Genomic DNA, 18,232 nt, shown 5'->3' with positions numbered 1-18,232 from the left:
GAGTTCAGAAAGAAAAGGGCCGGAAGCATCCGACCCTTTATTGACATCGCTCATGTTGAAGAAAAACTTAGTCCTGAAGACCCAGTTTCTTTTCCAGATAGTGGATATTGGTGCCACCTTTCTGGAAGTTTTCATCGTTCATGATCTTAGTCTGTAATTCAATGTTGGTTTTGATACCGTCGATAATCAGCTCTGCGAGAGCATTTTTCATCCGGGATATGGCGATGTCGCGTGTTTCGCCATAACAAATCAGTTTACCAATCATTGAGTCGTAATACGGTGGAACGCTGTAGCCGGCGTAAATGTGCGACTCCCAGCGAACACCAAAACCACCCGGTGAATGGAAACGGGTAATTTTTCCTGGACTTGGCAGGAAGGTATTAGGATCTTCTGCGTTGATACGGCATTCCACAGCGTGGCCTCGGATATGCACGTCTTTTTGCTTAATGGTCAGTTTTTTGCCAGAAGCAATCAGCAATTGCTGTTTAATTAAGTCAACGCCAGTGATCATTTCTGTTACAGGATGTTCAACCTGAATACGGGTGTTCATTTCGATAAAATAGAACTCACCGTTTTCAAACAGAAACTCGAAAGTCCCTGCGCCACGATAGTTAATGTCCACGCAAGCTTTTGCACAACGCTCACCGATCGCACGACGTAACTCAGGCGTAATACCGGGTGCTGGTGCTTCTTCAACCACTTTCTGATGGCGACGTTGCATAGAACAGTCACGTTCTGCCAGATAAATAGCATTACCCTGGCCATCCGCCAGTACCTGAATTTCGATATGGCGTGGATTTTCGAGATATTTCTCCATATAGACCATATCGTTGTTGAAAGCCGCTTTCGCTTCCGCACGGGTCATATTAATGGATTCTTCAAGCTCGGCATCGCTGCGCACTACCCGCATTCCACGACCACCGCCACCGCCCGACGCTTTAATAATGACCGGATAGCCAATACGTTTGGCATGGGCACGGTTCTTATCTGCATCCTCGTCCAGTGGACCGTCGGAGCCAGGGACGCAAGGAACACCAGCTTTTTTCATGGCGTCAATTGCTGAAACTTTGTCGCCCATCAGGCGAATAGTTTCGGCACGGGGGCCAATGAAAATAAAGCCAGATTGTTCCACTTGCTCTGCGAAGTTGGCATTTTCAGATAAGAAACCATAGCCCGGGTGAATCGCTACTGCGCCAGTAATTTCTGCTGCAGAGATAATCGCCGGGATATTCAGATAGCTTTTTACCGAAGGAGCCGGACCAATACAGACCGTCTCATCTGCCAGTAATACGTGTTTCAAATCGCGATCTGCGGTTGAGTGTACTGCAACGGTTTTGATGCCCAGTTCTTTACAGGCACGCAAAATACGTAGTGCAATTTCACCGCGGTTGGCGATAACAATTTTTTCCAGCATGTTAGCCTCGTTATTCGATGACAACTAGCGGCTCGTCAAACTCTACCGGTTGACCATTTTCAACCAGGATGGCTTTCACCACACCAGTTTTATCCGCTTCAATCTGGTTCATCATTTTCATTGCTTCAACGATGCACAGAGTATCGCCCGCATTCACTTTTTGACCCACTTCAACGAAAGCTTTCGCGTCTGGAGTTGGGGTACGGTAGAAAGTCCCCACCATCGGAGAACGTACAATATGACCACTCAATTCTGTAGTAGCTGATGTTTCCATAACCGGGGCAGCGGCAGGAGCAATAGCCTGAGAAAGACCGGGTTGTGGTGCATACATCGGTGCAGCATAGGCTTGTTGCATTGCTGGGAAGCCACTGTTAACTGGTGCACGACTGATGCGAACAGATTCTTCACCTTCAGAAATTTCCAGTTCAGAGATGCCAGACTCTTCAACCAGTTCAATCAGTTTTTTAATCTTACGAATATCCATGAGTCAGTTCCGTACTCTTGTTTAGATGGATTTTGACAAGCGTTTTACCGCTGTCTGAAGTGCATATGAATAGCCATCGGCGCCTAATCCGCAGATTACCCCAACGGCTTTATCTGATAGATACGAATGATGGCGAAACGGCTCACGAGCATGAACATTGCTGAGATGAATTTCGATAAACGGAATATCCACCGCCAGCAAGGCATCACGCAGTGCGACGCTAGTATGTGTAAATGCAGCCGGATTAATCAGAATAAAATCAATTGAATCTTTAGCCTGATGAATTCGGTCAATCAACACATGCTCAGCGTTTGACTGTAGATGGTCCAACGCAACGTCTAAGGCCTTGGCCTCTGTTTCGAGTGTATTAACAATTTCTGATAATGTCAGGCTACCATACTTATCTGGTTCCCGAGTTCCTAACATATTCAAGTTAGGACCATTCAAAAGTAAAATGTTAAATTTACACGACATTGTGCCGCCATCTCCTGCAATTTAGCCAGTAACAGACAAAATATACTGAACTTGTCCGATTGTCATCTCCAGAGTCAAAAAATGAGACTCAGGAAAAACAGAAGTCGCATATTATATCTATTTCGTAGCTTTTGGCAGCTAAATAGTGGTCTTATCAGGGAAGATTATCCACAGCTATCTTGAAACAGTATACTGGGCTCACTTCATGAGTCCAGTATAGCAAGGGATGTTACCGGCGTTTCCATGTGCGGAATTTCTTGTAACGTAAGGCAAGTAACACCAGTGCAGCCAGAGCATAAAGCAGAGGTTGTGGAGACAATACCTTCACTGACCAGATAAAATGCACGGGTGCCAGAATCAATACCAGATAGACGGCGTTATGTAATTTTTGCCAGCGAGAACCCAAACGTTTCATTGCGGCTTGAGTGGATGTCAGGGTTAGTGCGAATAAAATCAGCCAGCAAATAATCCCGATAGTCAGGTAGGGACGAGTCACGAGTTCGCTCCCTAACAGATTAAGATTATTGATGCCAAGCTCCAGTACTGAGTAACTGACCAAGTGTAGTGTAGCCCAGACAAAACACCACACTCCCAACAGGCGTCGAGTGCGTATCAGTAGTGGTTGTTTACCATATCGCGCCAGTGGTGTGACGACCAGCGTCGCCAGCAACAATTTCAGCGCCATCAGGCCGGTAAAATGCTGAATATCCTTTGCCGGGTCGGCGCTAAGCGCTCCCTGGCTAGTGGCGTAAACCAACCAAACCAGGGGCAGAAAAGCCGCCAGATGCAGCAGGACTTTAACCCAGAGTATCTGCCTGGCCGTCAAACGCATTCAGAAATTCTCCTTCAGATTAAGACCACGATATAAGGAAGCAACTTGGTCGGCATAGCCATTAAATAGCTGAGTTGGCTGGCGTTTTACATCCAGTATCCCACCTGAACCAATAAATCTTTCTGAAGCCTGAGACCAGCGTGGATGATCCACATGAGGGTTCACATTGGCATAAAAACCGTACTCATTCGGAGCGCCCATATTCCAGGTTGTAGGGGGAATATCACGCACTAGTTTGATACTGGTAATTGACTTAATGCCTTTAAAACCATATTTCCAGGGAACTATCAAACGTACTGGTGCGCCATTCTGTGGCGGCAAGGCTTTACCATAGACGCCAACGGTCATCAGTGTCAGTGGATGCATGGCCTCATCCAGTCGTAATCCTTCTACGTAGGGATACTTTAGCCCCCCACCGATAAAGCGATCTTTCTGTCCCGGCATTTGCTCTGGATCATACAACGTTTCAAACGCAACATATCGTGCATTGCTGGTGGGTTCAGCCAGCGCAAGTAGCTTACTCAGTGGAAAACCAATCCACGGGACCACCATCGACCAGGCTTCTACGCAGCGCATACGGTAGATTCTTTCTTCCAGTGGAAAATGCTGGTGAAGGTCATCGAAATCCAGTGTGACAGGTTTAGCCACTTCACCGCTGATGGTGAGCTGCCAGGGGTTAGTTTTGAGTGAACCAGCATTCGCTGCAGGGTCTGCTTTATCTAACCCGAATTCATAAAAATTATTGTATCCCATCACCTTATCTTCGGGCGTCAGGGCAAGCGTTGATTGCCATTGTTCTGGCTGGCTGAAGGTTAGTGGCTTTCCTGCAGGCGCAGGAGGACGATCATTACCTTTAAACCAGGAGAAAAGGTCAGCCTGAGCAGGTTGCGGTAAGGTCAGGGCTGCGGCACTCAACCCGAGTGCCTTTAGAACCTGGCGGCGTTTCATCATAAAGACAGACTCAGGCGTAACGTCAGATTCGTTAAGATGGGTGATTTTTTTCATAACGCTCTCCTTAATACAAGAACCCTAGTATGGGGGAGATAAACTGCACTGGCTAATATGTCACGAAAAATTGAAATTTAGACCCGGACTCAATTAACCGGGTCGGTATTATCCACGGTTAGTCGATTTTGACGATTGTGCGTCCGCGGACTTCATTATTTAAGATGGCATGAGCATATGCTGATACTTGGTCGAGCGTAATTTCAGTTGCTGCCTGCTGATAAAAGCTTTCAGGTAATTCTCTGGCAAGACGTTCCCAGGCAGCAAAACGGCGTGCTACCGGTGTCATCACCGAATCGATACCTTGCAGTCGCACATTTCGCAGAATAAACGGCATCACCGTCGTAGGAAGTGACGTCCCTCCAGCCAGACCGCAAGTCGCAACACAGCCGCCATAATTCATCTGGGCCAGTAAGGTAGCTAATACTTTACCACCGACAGTATCAATAGCACCTGCCCAGGTTTGTTTTTCCAGCGGACGCGAGTCAGAGAAGGCATCGCGATCCAGAATGCGTCCTGCTCCCAGTTGCTGTAAATATGAGTGAGTGCTGCTTCTGCCTGATACTGCGGCAACCTGGTATCCTAAATGATGCAGCAACGCGACGGCAGTACTGCCTACGCCACCACTGGCCCCGGTAACGATAACTTCGCCACTTTTTGGGGTAACGCCTGCATCCTCCAGTGCCATAACGCAAAGCATGGCCGTAAAGCCAGCCGTACCTATTATCATCGCTTTCCGTGCATTCAGTCCTTCTGGCATTGGGACTAACCAGTCGGCATTGACGCGGGCTTGTTTTGCCAGACCTCCCCAATGATTTTCTCCAACTCCCCAACCTGTCAGTAAGACCGGTTGTCCGGCGTGGAACTGGCTGTTTTCGCTACTGGAAACGCGCCCCGCAAAATCAATTCCGGGAACCATTGGAAATTGGCGGATAATTTTTCCTTTACCGGTGATGGCTAGCGCATCTTTGTAGTTCAAATCGGAGTAATCAATATCAACAGTGACATCACCTGCGGGTAGTGCAGAGGGATCAATCGTTTTTATCTCGGCAAGTGTTTGACCTTCATTCTGTTCCAGAACTAACGCTTTCATGGGGGACTCCTGAGTGGGGCATTGTAAATCGAGTTATCAATCTATACTGAATACAGCGGTGCAATGAAGATTCATCTCAATGAATGTGCTGATTATTACCGCTATATTTGACTGTTTTTGGATTTATCTGCCGTAATTAATTAATGGTTAGGGTCGATGACAGAACATTTTATCTTTATTTATCAGGGCCAGCATCGGGATGAAATTAACGACAAAGCTTTCAGTTTTCATAGCCTTGTTAACCGGATTAACGGTTATTTTGACCGTGGCTGGTAGTTCATTGAGCTTTTTATACTTGATTCAGGAAAAGGCTGAACAGCGGGTTACCGCTGTGGCATCAATGATTGATATTCATTTAGTTTCAGCATCGCCCGAAACTCTTGAGTCCTGGCTTAAGGAGGAGATGATACAGTCTGCTATCACCGAAATTCGTTTAAATAATGAAAGCGGCGATCTATTCAGATATCAACTTCCCGCTAATATCTTGTCGCAGATACCACACAGCGATCTACGTAATCTTACTATTCATTTAATTCATCATCCGGGGATGAGTATTAGTCTGGCTTATCATTATGTTATCCCGAGCTATTTTTATGCTATTCCACCGGTTATCCCTTTTATCATCGCGATGCTCATTATCATTTTTATCTTATTGTGGTTTCTGTACTGGCTAAGAGGCGTACTACTGGGACAGGAGCTACTGGAAAAACGGGCGAGTAAAATTCTGGAAGGCGAGCGAGATATTGAAGTGAAGAGCACGGTTTTGGAATATCCGCATTCAGCCAGTAGAGCATTAGATGTATTACTGGCTGATTTGCAGACAGTCAATGAACAGCGCAATCGTCTGGATACGTTAATCCGTACTTTTGCGGCTCAGGATGCAAAAACGGGTCTCAGTAATAGACAATTCTTCGACAACCAGCTATCGATACTATTAGAAGAGCACGCCCAGGCAGACGTGCATGGTATGGCTATGCTCCTTCGCCTGCCAGACTTTGAACATCTGCGAGAGCTTTGGGAAAGTGATGTTGTTGAAGATTATCAGTTTGTTCTGATTAATCTGTTATCGACCTTTGTCATGCGTTACCCCGGTGCGATTCTGGCGCGCTATTTACGTAATGATTTTGCAGTACTGCTACCGCATCGTAGTTTGAAAGACGCCAATAGTTTTGCCAGTCAACTGCTTCATTGTGTTGATGCTCTGCCCTCTACCCGAATCGTCGATAAAGACAATGTATTGCATATTGGAATCTGTTCCTGGCGCAATGGACAAACTAAAGAGCAGGTGATGGATCAGGCAGAAATTGCTGTCCGGAACGCGGTGTTACAAGGCACAAATAGCTGGTGTGTTTATGATGAGAGTTTGCCTGATACCGGACGTGGAAGTGTTAAATGGCGCACTTTGCTGGAACAAATGTTAAAACAAGGTGGGCCGCGATTTTATCAAACTCCGGCGGTTAATCGCCAGGGCGTTGTGGTTCATCGGGATATCCAATGCCGTATTTTGGATGGTAAGCAGGAAATACTACCCGATGAGTATATGCCGATGGTCGAACAGTTCGGTTTATCTGAGCAATATGACAAGCTTATCATCTCTCGTTTATTGCCATTACTGCGATTCTGGCCGGAAGAAACTATGGCGATTCAGGTTTCTCTCGACTCATTAATACGTCCTTCTTTTCAGGACTGGGTCCGGAATTCGTTAATGCAATATGAAAAATCACTGCGTTCGCGGATTATTTTTGAACTTGCAGAGGAAGATGTATGTCAACATATCAGTCTGTTACGTCCGATAATCAAAACCATCACGACATTAGGTGGGCAGATAGCAGTTATTCATGCAGGATTAACGGTGGCCAGTACCTCTTACATTAAGGTTTTGGATATCGAATTGATTAAACTGCATCCTGCTGTTGTAAGAAACATTGGCAAACAGACAGAGAACCAGCTGTTTCTACAGAGTTTAGTTGAAGCATGTCACGGGACGCATGCACATGTGTTTGCGTCAGGCGTAAGAACGCTGAGTGAATGGCAGACTCTGATGGATAATGGCGTAGCAGGCGCGCAAGGCGATTTTATTGCCGCGGCACAGTTACTGGATAATGACGTGAAAAAATATTCTCAAAGATACTCGGTTTAACCTGCCGTTTGACATTATTTCACGTAGAATAACGCCCGCTGTATCTTAAGGGGACATGATGGTTTGCCTTAAGATTATCACAGCCGTTTTAAATCGTTTTGTTACTGTGAATGAAACGTTTATTTCATCATGTGTGCTGTATTTTTGAGCACACGACGCCAGAATGTTTCAGAAATGTAACAACTGTAGCGAAGTGTACTATTTTTCACCGTTGTAGAGCAGTTCTTCGCCTTGTCGCTACAACGAGTGGTTGCTAAAGTAAGCGGATCTTTATCTGCCCCAGCTTTCAGGATTATCCCTTAGTATGTTGAAAAAATTTCGTGGCATGTTTTCTAATGACTTGTCCATTGACCTGGGTACCGCGAATACCCTGATTTATGTTAAAGGACAGGGCATTGTATTGAATGAACCATCCGTTGTGGCGATTCGCCAGGACAGAAGTGGTTCGCCAAAAAGTGTTGCTGCTGTGGGTCATGAAGCCAAACAGATGCTGGGTCGTACGCCAGGCAATATCGCGGCTATTCGACCAATGAAAGATGGTGTTATTGCCGACTTTTTTGTGACTGAAAAAATGCTTCAGCACTTCATCAAACAGGTTCATAGCAATAGCTTCATGCGTCCTAGCCCACGCGTACTGGTTTGTGTACCTGTTGGTGCGACCCAAGTTGAGCGTCGTGCTATTCGTGAGTCAGCTCAGGGTGCGGGAGCTCGTGAAGTCTTCTTAATTGAAGAACCTATGGCTGCGGCTATTGGTGCTGGTCTTCCGGTTTCTGAAGCAACGGGTTCGATGGTTGTTGATATCGGTGGGGGAACCACTGAAGTTGCCGTTATCTCTCTGAATGGTGTGGTGTACTCATCTTCTGTACGTATTGGTGGTGACCGTTTCGATGAAGCGATTATCAATTATGTACGCCGCAACTACGGTTCTTTGATTGGTGAAGCGACCGCAGAACGTATTAAGCATGGTATCGGTTCAGCTTATCCGGGTGATGAAGTCCTTGAAATCGAAGTGCGTGGTCGTAACCTGGCAGAAGGTGTACCACGTGGTTTCACCCTGAATTCGAATGAAATCCTCGAAGCATTGCAAGAGCCACTGACCGGTATCGTCAGCGCTGTGATGGTTGCGCTGGAACAATGCCCGCCAGAGCTGGCGTCTGATATTTCAGAACGCGGTATGGTATTAACTGGTGGTGGGGCGTTGCTGCGTAACCTCGATCGTTTGTTGATGGAAGAAACGGGGATCCCGGTAGTAGTTGCAGAAGATCCATTGACCTGTGTTGCTCGTGGTGGCGGTAAGGCTCTGGAAATGATCGACATGCACGGTGGCGACTTGTTTAGCGAAGAGTAATAGCCTCGGTACAAGGGAGCCTGATGGCTTCCCTTGCTTGTTGGTTCGGGAATACGCATAGCCTATGAAGCCCATTTTTAGTCGTGGCCCGTCGCTGCAAATTCGCCTTGTTCTGGCGGTTTTGGTGGCGCTCGGCGTCATTATTGCCGATAGCCGCTTAGGGGTGTTCAGTCAAATTCGAACATACCTTGATACTGCTGTCAGCCCTTTCTATTTTGTTTCTAACGGCCCTCGTGAATTACTCGACAACGTGTCTCAGACATTAACTTCGCGTAGCCAGCTGGAACGTGAAAACCGTGTTTTACGTCAGGAACTGATCCTGAAAAACAGTGAACTGTTGATGCTGGGCCAGTATCGGCAGGAAAATACGCGTCTGCGAGAACTGCTCGGTTCGCCTTTGCGCCAGGACGAGCAAAAAATGGTTACTCAGGTCATCTCTACGGTGAGCGATCCCTATAGTGACCAGGTGGTTATTGATAAAGGCAGCATTAATGGCGTTTACGAAGGTCAGCCGGTTATTAGCGATAAAGGGGTGGTTGGTCAAGTGGTGGCGGTGGCGAAATTCACCAGCCGGGTACTGCTGATTTGTGATGCCACGCATTCGCTGCCCATTCAAGTATTGCGTAATGATATTCGGGTACTGGCTTCAGGTACGGGTTGTAGCGACGATCTGCAACTTGAACATTTACCTGCCAATACTGATATTCGTGTCGGTGATGTACTGGTGACCTCAGGATTGGGCGGACGTTTTCCTGAAGGTTATCCGGTGGGTGTGGTGTCTTCTGTCAAGCTGGATACTCAGCGTGCTTATACCGTGATTCAGGCCCGCCCAACCGCAGGATTACAGCGTTTACGCTATTTGCTGTTGCTGTGGGGAGCTGATAAAGAAGGGGACATACCTATGGCGCCTCATGAAGTTCATCGCGTCGCTAACGAACGATTGATGCAAATGATGCCGCAAGTATTACCTCCTGCTGATGCTATGGGGCCTCCTGCGCCGACTCCAGATGCCGCACCTGCTCCAACTCCGGCAAACGGGGGAAATACACCCCGTACTACTACAGCGCCAACAGGGAGTCGCTAGTGGGACGTTATCGCAGCCAGGGTCGCTGGGTTATCTGGATCTCTTTTCTTATTGCGCTGCTGCTAGAAGTGATGCCATGGCCGGATGATTTGAAATTATACCGGCCCGATTGGGTATTACTGATACTGTTATACTGGATCCTGGCCCTGCCACATCGTGTTAATGTCGGAACCGGTTTTGCGGTAGGCGCGATTATGGATTTGATCAGTGGCTCCACCTTGGGTGTGCGTGCGTTAGCACTCAGTATTGTAGCCTACCTGGTGACGCTTAAATATCAGTTATTCCGTAACCTTGCTTTATGGCAACAAGCATTAGTCGTGATTTTATTATCCCTGGTCGCTAATTTGATTGTTTTCTGGGCCGGTTTTTTAAATGCCAATGTCGCCTTTCAGCCCGCTGTTTTTTGGAGTAGTGGGATCAACGGTATTCTTTGGCCGTGGATTTTCCTGCTAATGCGTAAAATTCGCCAACAATTCGCTGTGCAATAAAGGTAATTATGATTACGTTATATCTGGCATCTGGATCGCCACGTCGTCAGGAACTTTTGGCCCAGCTGGGTTTGGTTTTTGAGCAGATAGTTCCGGGTATTATTGAGCAGAGACAGCCACATGAAAATGCGCAGCAATATGTTCGACGCCTGGCGCGTGAAAAGGCTCAGGCGGGTGTTGCCATGGCTAAACAGGATCTCCCTGTGCTTGGGGCTGATACTATCGTGGTGCTCGAAGGTGAAATATTAGAAAAACCACAGAGTACCGAACAAGCTGCTCATATGCTTCGTCAGCTATCAGGACGGCAACATAATGTCATGACCGCAGTAGCAATTGCAGACAGCGCTCAAGTGCTGGAAAGTCTGGTCATAACTCAGGTGATGTTTCGTTATTTATCGGAACAAGACATTAGTGACTATATCGCCAGCGGCGAACCTATGGATAAAGCCGGTGCCTATGGCATTCAAGGTCTTGGTGGCGCTTTTGTCCGAAAAATTAATGGTAGTTATCATGCAGTCATGGGACTACCGCTGGTGGAAACAAATGAATTGCTGAGTGATTTTCACGCGTTACGGAATCGACGAGGAAAAGATGACGGCTGAATTATTGGTCAATGTGACTCCATCAGAAACGCGGGTTGCTTATATTGACGGCGGAATACTGCAAGAAATCCATATTGAACGTGAGTCACGTCGTGGAATTGTCGGAAATATCTACAAGGGTCGTGTAAGTCGAGTGCTGCCCGGTATGCAAGCGGCATTTGTAGATATTGGCCTTGATAAGGCAGCGTTTCTCCATGCTTCCGATATCATGCCCCACACGGAATGTGTCGCCGGAGAAGAACAAAAAAATTTCCACGTTCGTGATATTGCAGAGTTGGTACGCCAAGGCCAGGACTTGATGGTACAAGTGGTTAAAGATCCGCTAGGTACCAAAGGTGCCAGACTCACTACTGATATCACTTTACCTTCACGTTATCTGGTATTTATGCCGGGTTCTTCACATGTGGGTGTCTCTCAGCGTATTGACAGTGAAGAAGAGCGTGAACGTTTAAAACGTATCGTCAGTGATTATTGCGACGAACTGGGCGGATTTATTATTCGTACCGCGGCGGAAGGCGTCTGTGAAAGCGATTTAGCTTCTGATGCGGCATACCTGAAACGGGTCTGGACCAAGGTTAGCGAGCGTAAAAAACGTAATCAAACTCGCTATCAGATGTATGGTGAATTGGCTTTGGCGCAGCGTGTATTACGGGATTTTGCCGATGCAGCACTGGACAGAATTCGTGTTGACTCACGCCTGACCTATGAATGTTTGCTGGAGTTCACGGCAGAATATATGCCAGAGATGACCAGCAAAATAGAACACTACAGTGGCCGTCAGCCTATTTTTGATCTCTACGATGTTGAAAATGAAATCCAGCGGGCCCTGGAACGTAAAGTTGAGTTGAAGTCTGGTGGCTATCTGGTCATTGATCAGACAGAAGCGATGACGACTGTTGATATCAATACCGGAGCATTTGTTGGTCATCGCAACCTTGATGACACGATATTTAATACCAATATCGAAGCGACACAAGCTATCGCCCGTCAGTTACGGCTGCGTAACCTTGGTGGAATTATCATCATCGATTTTATCGATATGAGTAATGAGGATCATCGCCGCCGGGTGCTGCATTCTCTTGAACAAGCGCTGAGTAAAGACCGCGTGAAGACCGGGATCAGTAACTTTTCACAGCTTGGCTTGGTTGAAATGACGCGTAAAAGAACGCGTGAAAGCGTTGAGCATGTTCTGTGTAATGAATGCCCAAGCTGTCATGGTCGTGGTACGGTAAAAAGTGTTGAAACAGTCTGCTATGAAATTATGCGTGAAGTGGTCCGTGTGCACCATGCCTATGACTCCGATCGTTTCCTGGTTTATGCTTCTCCTGCCGTCGGTGAAGCGCTAAAAAGTGACGAATCTCATGCTTTGGCTGAGGTTGAAATCTTTGTTGGCAAACAGGTCAAAGTACAGATAGAGCCGCTCTACAATCAGGAGCAGTTCGATGTGGTTATGATGTGAATCCTTCCTTGGGATTTGTGCATTATGCTGTAATAACAAGGGGAAAGATGTGAGGAGACTGCCAGGCATACTGTTGCTTACTGGCGTGGGACTGATTGTTATTGTTGCATTGCTGATCAGTGCGCTACGGTTAGTGCTACCGCATCTGAACACATGGCGTCCTGCTCTGTTGGAAAAAATAGAGCAGGCAACAGGTGTGCCTGTTGAAGCCAGCCATCTTGAAGCCAGCTGGCAAAGCTTTGGCCCTACCCTCAATGTTGAAGATATTCAAGTGCCGCTGAATGAAGGGGGCGAGCTGAAGATTAAACGTGTCTCTCTGGCACTGGATATCTGGCAAAGCTTGTTGCATGCCCGCTGGCAGTTTCGCGATCTCACTTTTTATCAGCTACAAGTGCGTATCAATACCCCGTTCAGTTCAGAGGGGGGAGGCGATGGTCTCGAAGCCAGTAAAATAAGCAATCTCTTCTTGCGTCAGTTCGATCACTTTGATCTTCGTGACAGTACATTTAGTTTTCTGACCCTTTCGGGGCAGCGCTCTGAGCTCTCTATTCCGCAACTGACCTGGCTTAATGAGCAGAGTCGCCACCGCGCTGAAGGTATGGTGAGTTTGTCGAGTTTTAACGGACAACATGGGGTTGCCAATGTTCGTTTAGACTTGCGGGATGAGAATGGCTTACTGGATAGCGGCAAAATCTGGTTACAAGCAGATGATGTTGATGTCAAACCTTGGTTTAGTCATTGGATGACCGATAATCTCTCTTTGCAAAGCGCTCGTTTTAGCCTGGAAGGCTGGATGGATATCAATGGCGGGGAAATTCGCGGAGGGAATATCTGGCTGAAACAGGGGGGCGCGAGTTGGGAAAGCGAAAATAACACTGAACACCATCTGTCCGTCGATAATCTGACAGCACAGATCAGTCGTGAATCTTCGGGCTGGGAACTCGTTATCCCTGATACTAATATTACCCTTGATGATCATGCCTGGCCAAAAGGACGGCTGGAGCTTGCCTGGCTGAACGGGCAAGGTAACACGCGAGGTGAAGAAATTCGGGTTCGTGCCAGCAATATGGAACTTGCTAACTTCAATGGACTCATGCCTGTTGCCACGCGTTTTTCTCCTGAGGTGGTGAAAGTCTGGAAAACGATGCAGCCGCAAGGGCATATCGCGACGCTGGCACTGGATATTCCATTAGACCACCCCGATCAGACACGCATGCAGGCGAGCTGGAATAATGTCAGCTGGAACCAGTGGAAATTAGTACCCGGCGTTGAGCACTTATCGGGAACGGTGAGCGGGAGTGTGATGAATGGTAAGCTGGATGTTCAGGTTATTGACGGCAAAATGCCTTATGAAACGGTATTTCGTGCACCGCTGAACATAACCAAAGGCACCGCTTCATTGCTGTGGAAAAAAGATGCTGAAGGTTTCGAGCTCGAAGGCAAAAATATTGATGTTCAGGCTATTGCCGTTTGGGCCAAAGGGGATTTTCGTTATCTACAACCGGCGCAGGGTGAACCTTGGTTAGGTATTCTGGCAGGTATCAGAACCAATAATGGTGCTGAAGCCTGGCGTTATTTCCCGGAAAATCTGATGGGTAAAGAACTCACTGATTATCTGAGCGGTGCTATCCAGGGTGGACAGGCGGATAACGCGACGCTGGTATTCGGCGGTGACCCTGGTTTATTTCCTTTCAAAGATAATGAAGGTCAGTTCCAGGTTTATGTTCCACTGCGTAACGCGACCTATGCTTTCCAGCCCGACTGGCCGGCGTTGAAAAACCTTGATATCACCCTTGACTTCCTTAATCAGGGGCTGTGGATGAATGCGGATAAGGTCGCGCTTGGTGGTGTTACAGCACGCAACCTGACGGCAAATATTCCTGACTATGATAAAGAACAACTGCTGATTGATGCGGATATTAATGGTCCGGGTGCGGCAGTAGGACCCTATTTTAAAGATACGCCTCTTGATGACTCCCTGGCTGCCGCCCTCGATGAACTGCAAATTAGCGGCGATGTGAATGCTCGCTTACATCTTGATATTCCCCTCGATGGCGCAATGACTCTGGCTTCTGGCGAGGTTACGCTGAAAAATAATGACCTGTTAATTAAGCCTCTGGAAAGCACGCTGCACCGTTTAAGCGGAAAGTTTAGTTTTTCTAATGGTGATTTGCGTAGTGAACCGCTGCAGGCTACTTGGTTTAATCAGCCGGTTGACATAGATTTTTCTACCAAAACAGGGGAAAAAGAGTATCAAATTGGTGTCAATTTGAGCGGGGACTGGCTGCCAGGCAAGATAAATGTCATACCTGATGAGATCAGTAAAAAACTCAGTGGTCGTATGGGCTGGACAGGTAAAGTAGATATCTCGCTTCCCTATAGCGGCGATGCTAAATATCAGGTCAATCTGGCGGGGAACTTAAAGAATGTAAGTAGTCACTTACCTTCACCATTGAATAAATCGGCAGGAACAGCTCTGCCAGTCAATATTGCAGTCAAAGGATCGTTAAAAGAGTTTACCCTGAACGGAAATGCGGGGGCTGACAATCACTTTTCCAGCCGCTGGTTGCTCAATAAAAATCTGATTCTTGATAGCGCTATTTGGGCAGCGAACAGCAAAGGGATCCCCGCACTGCCTGAATCAAACAGCATCGAACTCTATTTGCCCGCTATCGCCGGAGAAGAATGGCTGGGCTTATCAAGTCAGAATAAAGCTCATGTTACCGATGATAGTATTGTGTTACCACAGAAGGTGACATTATATATACCGGTTTTGACTTTAGGTGGACAACAGTGGCATGACTTGAGTGTGATGACACAGCCGACGCCTGGCGGATCAAAAGTGGTTGCTAAAGGACGTGAACTTAACGGCACGCTGGAAATGCATAAAAACGCAGCCTGGCAGGCTAATATCAATTATCTCTACTTTAACCCTGAGTGGGCGATGAAGAGTGATACAGGCGCTGATAACAGTATATTTTCATCATCGGCTATTGATTTCCGTAGCTGGCCTGACGTTTTGCTGCGTTGTGCTGAATGCTGGTTATGGGGGCAGAAATACGGTCGTATTGACGGTGATTTAATTGTTAAAGGCGATACTCTGAAACTGGAAAACGGTTTGATAGAGGCTGGGTTCGCCCGGTTAACTGCCGAGGGGGAGTGGGTCAATAAACCCGGCGGTCTCCGTACGGCCCTAAAAGGGAGCCTTACGGGGCAGAAGGTGGGGCAGACGGCGAGTTTCTTTGGTGTGAGCATTCCGCTTCAGGAATCTTCTTTTGATGTAAACTATGATTTGTATTGGCGAGATGTCCCTTGGTCTCCTGATGAAAGCTCGCTGAGTGGGATTTTGAAAATGTCACTGGGGCGTGGCAGAATCGAGTCGGTTGGCACTGGTCGTGCGGGGCAATTACTTCGTCTGGTCAGCTTTGATGCGCTATTGCGCAAGTTACGTTTTGATTTCAGAGATACTTTCGGGAGTGGTTTTTACTACGACAGTATCAATAGCACCGCATGGATAAAAGACGGTATTTTCCATACCGATGATACACTGGTGGACGGCCTGGAAGCGGATATCGCCATTAAAGGTGAAATGGATTTAGTGCGGCGCGAGCTTAATCTCGAGGCGATTGTCGCACCGGAAATCTCTGCCACGGTCAGTGTAGCGACGGCATTTGCGGTCAACCCTATTGTTGGTGCTGCGGTATTTGCGGCGAGTAAGGTACTAAGTCCATTATGGAGTAAGGTTTCTATCCTGCGCTATAGCATCACAGGCCCGATGGATAAACCGAAAGTTGATGAAGTATTACGTCAGCCGAAAATGAACGAAGCCAGATGATTTGCTGTGCGTGGAGAAATAACGGCACACATAAAAGTTATACCGTCATACTTCAAGTTGCCAGGGCGTTGCGTGCGTGAGACGCGCCGAATCACATAGTTTATCTATGCTCATTGATGCGCCTCACTTCGCGCCTACAAGCAACTCGAATTATTTTGGGTATATATTCATTATATTTCAAATCTGCGGGCCTGTTTTGCTGGACTGATTTTGCAGTTTTATCAAAATATCAGTCAGTGATTAGGGTTGTCGTGACTTGAACTATCCAAAGTTCCACCCTTTTTCGCCTTGAGCGATAAGTAATAAGAGTAGCGAAACGATGAGTCTGAACCTGGTAAGTGAGCAACTACTGTCTGTGAATGGCTTAACCCATCAAGACCTGTTTTCCATTCTCGGTCAGTTATCAGAGCGTCGTCTTGACTATGGCGATCTCTATTTCCAGTCCAGTTATCATGAGTCATGGGTACTGGAAGACCGTATTATTAAAGATGGCTCCTATAATATCGATCAGGGAGTCGGTGTCCGTGCTATCAGTGGCGAAAAAACCGGTTTTGCTTATGCCGATCAGATTAGCTTGCTGGCGCTGGAACAAAGTAGCCATGCGGCACGTAGCATTGTCAGTGAACAAGGTAATGGGCGTATTCAAACTCTGGGGGCGGTACAACATGGTGCGCTCTATGCCAGTATTGATCCGTTAACCAGTATGACGCGTGAAGAGAAGCTCGATATTCTCAAACGTGTTGATAGTGCTGCTCGTGCAGCCGATAGCCGTGTACAGGAAGTGACCGCCAGTCTGACGGGCGTCTATGAGCTTATCTTGGTTGCCGCAACGGATGGCACACTGGCGGCTGATATTCGCCCGTTAGTCCGTTTATCGGTCAGTGTTCAGGTTGAACACGAAGGAAAACGCGAACGCGGTTCTACCGGCGGCGGCGGTCGTTTCGGTTATGAATACTTCCTTGAAAACGTCAATGGTGAAGTGCGTGCTGATGCCTGGGCAAAAGAAGCCGTACGTATGGCTTTGGTTAATTTGTCCGCGGTTGCCGCCCCGGCGGGTATGCTGCCGGTGGTACTGGGTGCTGGCTGGCCGGGTGTCTTACTGCATGAGGCTGTCGGTCATGGACTGGAAGGTGACTTCAATCGTCGCGGTACATCAGTGTTTAGCGGAAAAATAGGGCAACAGGTCTCTTCAGAACTTTGCACCATTGTTGATGATGGTTCGATGCCTAATCGCCGTGGTTCAGTGGCCATTGATGATGAAGGTGTTCCGGGCCAGTACAACGTGCTGATTGAAAACGGTATCCTGAAAAGTTATATGCAGGACAAGATGAATGCGCGCCTGATGGGTGTGCCGCCAACAGGCAATGGTCGCCGTGAATCCTATGCACATTTACCGATGCCGCGCATGACCAACACCTATATGCTGGCAGGTAAATCAACCCCGCAAGAAATTATCGAATCCGTAGAGTATGGCCTCTATGCGCCGAATTTTGGCGGTGGTCAGGTAGATATTACCTCTGGTAAATTCGTCTTTTCTACTTCCGAGGCTTATTTGATTGAAAACGGTAAAGTGACGACACCAGTCAAAGGGGCAACCTTGATAGGGTCCGGGATCGAAGCGATGCAACAGATCTCGATGGTCGGTAACGATCTGGCCCTCGATCAGGGTGTCGGGGTTTGCGGAAAAGAAGGCCAAAGTTTGCCGGTAGGTGTTGGACAACCGACTCTGAAAGTCGATAATCTGACCATCGGTGGTACTGCTTAAGCTTTCACTTATCCCCTGAATAATTCTCGCTGCTCCCAGGCGAGAAGCTCCGGCCGTCGATGAGCACAGATAAGCTATGTGACTCGATGGCCAGAATACTGTTAACACTCAAGTAACTTGAAGTATGACGAGTACAGGGGCGAATGCATTTTCGCCCTGTCTTTGCTTAAATTTCCTAACATCCTCTCTACTTTGGTTTTCTTCTGTGT

14 protein-coding genes are annotated in these 18,232 nt (G+C 47.5%); 8 read left to right on the top strand and 6 right to left on the bottom strand.

Features of this window, described 5'->3' with window-relative positions:
- Nucleotides 1-67: 67 nt before the first annotated feature.
- The 6 genes from accC to Q1A40_RS18725 all read right to left on the bottom strand — a co-directional run bounded on the left by accC (nucleotide 68) and on the right by Q1A40_RS18725 (nucleotide 5,302).
- Nucleotides 68-1,414: an acetyl-CoA carboxylase biotin carboxylase subunit gene (accC, locus tag Q1A40_RS18750; protein ID WP_300003293.1), complete on the bottom strand. Its 1,347-nt coding sequence runs from the start codon at nucleotides 1,412-1,414 to the stop codon at nucleotides 68-70.
- Nucleotides 1,415-1,424: 10 nt separating this feature from the next.
- Nucleotides 1,425-1,898, bottom strand: coding sequence for an acetyl-CoA carboxylase biotin carboxyl carrier protein (accB, locus tag Q1A40_RS18745; RefSeq protein WP_300003290.1), 474 nt, complete (start codon nucleotides 1,896-1,898; stop codon nucleotides 1,425-1,427).
- A gap of 21 nt (nucleotides 1,899-1,919) precedes the next feature.
- Nucleotides 1,920-2,372, bottom strand: coding sequence for a type II 3-dehydroquinate dehydratase (gene aroQ, locus Q1A40_RS18740; protein ID WP_300003287.1), 453 nt, complete (start codon nucleotides 2,370-2,372; stop codon nucleotides 1,920-1,922).
- Nucleotides 2,373-2,601: 229 nt separating this feature from the next.
- Nucleotides 2,602-3,204: a protein-methionine-sulfoxide reductase heme-binding subunit MsrQ gene (msrQ, locus tag Q1A40_RS18735; RefSeq protein WP_300003284.1), complete on the bottom strand. Its 603-nt coding sequence runs from the start codon at nucleotides 3,202-3,204 to the stop codon at nucleotides 2,602-2,604.
- Nucleotides 3,205-4,209 carry a protein-methionine-sulfoxide reductase catalytic subunit MsrP gene (gene msrP / locus Q1A40_RS18730; RefSeq protein ID WP_300003281.1) on the bottom strand — a complete coding sequence of 335 codons (1,005 nt, stop codon included), beginning with the start codon at nucleotides 4,207-4,209 and terminating at the stop codon, nucleotides 3,205-3,207. It lies immediately after the preceding gene.
- A 118-nt stretch (nucleotides 4,210-4,327) separates the two neighbouring features.
- Nucleotides 4,328-5,302 (bottom strand): MDR family oxidoreductase, encoded by a 975-nt coding sequence (locus Q1A40_RS18725; RefSeq protein WP_300003279.1) that lies wholly within the window; start codon nucleotides 5,300-5,302, stop codon nucleotides 4,328-4,330.
- Between the two features lie 199 nt (nucleotides 5,303-5,501).
- On the opposite strand from Q1A40_RS18725, the gene csrD reads away from it, so the two are divergent.
- The 8 genes from csrD (at nucleotide 5,502) to tldD (ending at nucleotide 18,023) form a co-directional block, all read left to right on the top strand.
- Nucleotides 5,502-7,442, top strand: coding sequence for an RNase E specificity factor CsrD (gene csrD, locus Q1A40_RS18720; protein WP_300003276.1), 1,941 nt, complete (start codon nucleotides 5,502-5,504; stop codon nucleotides 7,440-7,442).
- Nucleotides 7,443-7,746: 304 nt separating this feature from the next.
- Entirely contained in the window at nucleotides 7,747-8,790 is a 1,044-nt protein-coding gene (mreB, locus tag Q1A40_RS18715; protein WP_259051597.1) for a rod shape-determining protein MreB, read from the top strand.
- A gap of 64 nt (nucleotides 8,791-8,854) precedes the next feature.
- On the top strand, nucleotides 8,855-9,874 hold the full coding sequence (gene mreC, locus Q1A40_RS18710; RefSeq protein ID WP_300003268.1) for a rod shape-determining protein MreC: 1,020 nt from the start codon (nucleotides 8,855-8,857) through the stop codon (nucleotides 9,872-9,874).
- Nucleotides 9,874-10,362, top strand: a complete 489-nt coding sequence (gene mreD, locus Q1A40_RS18705) for a rod shape-determining protein MreD (protein WP_300003265.1) — start codon at nucleotides 9,874-9,876, stop codon at nucleotides 10,360-10,362. The genes mreC and mreD overlap by 1 nt, the downstream gene beginning before the upstream one ends.
- An 8-nt stretch (nucleotides 10,363-10,370) precedes the next feature.
- Nucleotides 10,371-10,964: a nucleoside triphosphate pyrophosphatase gene (locus Q1A40_RS18700; protein ID WP_300003262.1), complete on the top strand. Its 594-nt coding sequence runs from the start codon at nucleotides 10,371-10,373 to the stop codon at nucleotides 10,962-10,964.
- A complete protein-coding gene (rng, locus tag Q1A40_RS18695; protein ID WP_300003260.1) occupies nucleotides 10,954-12,423 on the top strand; it encodes a ribonuclease G in 1,470 nt (489 codons plus the stop codon). Before Q1A40_RS18700 ends, rng begins: the two co-directional genes overlap by 11 nt.
- Before the next feature lie 49 nt (nucleotides 12,424-12,472).
- A complete protein-coding gene (gene yhdP / locus Q1A40_RS18690) occupies nucleotides 12,473-16,258 on the top strand; it encodes an AsmA2 domain-containing protein YhdP (RefSeq protein ID WP_300003257.1) in 3,786 nt (1,261 codons plus the stop codon).
- Between the two features lie 319 nt (nucleotides 16,259-16,577).
- Nucleotides 16,578-18,023 carry a metalloprotease TldD gene (gene tldD, locus Q1A40_RS18685; RefSeq protein WP_300003254.1) on the top strand — a complete coding sequence of 482 codons (1,446 nt, stop codon included), beginning with the start codon at nucleotides 16,578-16,580 and terminating at the stop codon, nucleotides 18,021-18,023.
- Nucleotides 18,024-18,232 lie beyond the last annotated feature (209 nt).

The sequence above is a fragment of the uncultured Cedecea sp. genome, from assembly GCF_947498825.1.
GTDB lineage: Bacteria > Pseudomonadota > Gammaproteobacteria > Enterobacterales > Enterobacteriaceae > JGM124.
Note: the sequence above shows the minus strand (reverse complement) of the source record. Positions and strands in the feature narration are given on the sequence as shown.

Bases quoted from the DNA above. Each gene is read 5' to 3' on its own strand.
- accC (WP_300003293.1), bottom strand. From the start codon at position 1,414: ATGCTGGAAAAAATTGTTATCGCCAACCGCGGTGAAATTGCACTACGT.
- accB (WP_300003290.1), bottom strand. From the start codon at position 1,898: ATGGATATTCGTAAGATTAAAAAACTGATTGAACTGGTTGAAGAGTCT.
- aroQ (WP_300003287.1), bottom strand. From the start codon at position 2,372: ATGTCGTGTAAATTTAACATTTTACTTTTGAATGGTCCTAACTTGAAT.
- msrQ (WP_300003284.1), bottom strand. From the start codon at position 3,204: ATGCGTTTGACGGCCAGGCAGATACTCTGGGTTAAAGTCCTGCTGCAT.
- msrP (WP_300003281.1), bottom strand. From the start codon at position 4,209: ATGAAAAAAATCACCCATCTTAACGAATCTGACGTTACGCCTGAGTCT.
- Q1A40_RS18725 (WP_300003279.1), bottom strand. From the start codon at position 5,302: ATGAAAGCGTTAGTTCTGGAACAGAATGAAGGTCAAACACTTGCCGAG.
- csrD (WP_300003276.1), top strand. From the start codon at position 5,502: ATGAAATTAACGACAAAGCTTTCAGTTTTCATAGCCTTGTTAACCGGA.
- mreB (WP_259051597.1), top strand. From the start codon at position 7,747: ATGTTGAAAAAATTTCGTGGCATGTTTTCTAATGACTTGTCCATTGAC.
- mreC (WP_300003268.1), top strand. From the start codon at position 8,855: ATGAAGCCCATTTTTAGTCGTGGCCCGTCGCTGCAAATTCGCCTTGTT.
- Q1A40_RS18700 (WP_300003262.1), top strand. From the start codon at position 10,371: ATGATTACGTTATATCTGGCATCTGGATCGCCACGTCGTCAGGAACTT.
- rng (WP_300003260.1), top strand. From the start codon at position 10,954: ATGACGGCTGAATTATTGGTCAATGTGACTCCATCAGAAACGCGGGTT.
- tldD (WP_300003254.1), top strand. From the start codon at position 16,578: ATGAGTCTGAACCTGGTAAGTGAGCAACTACTGTCTGTGAATGGCTTA.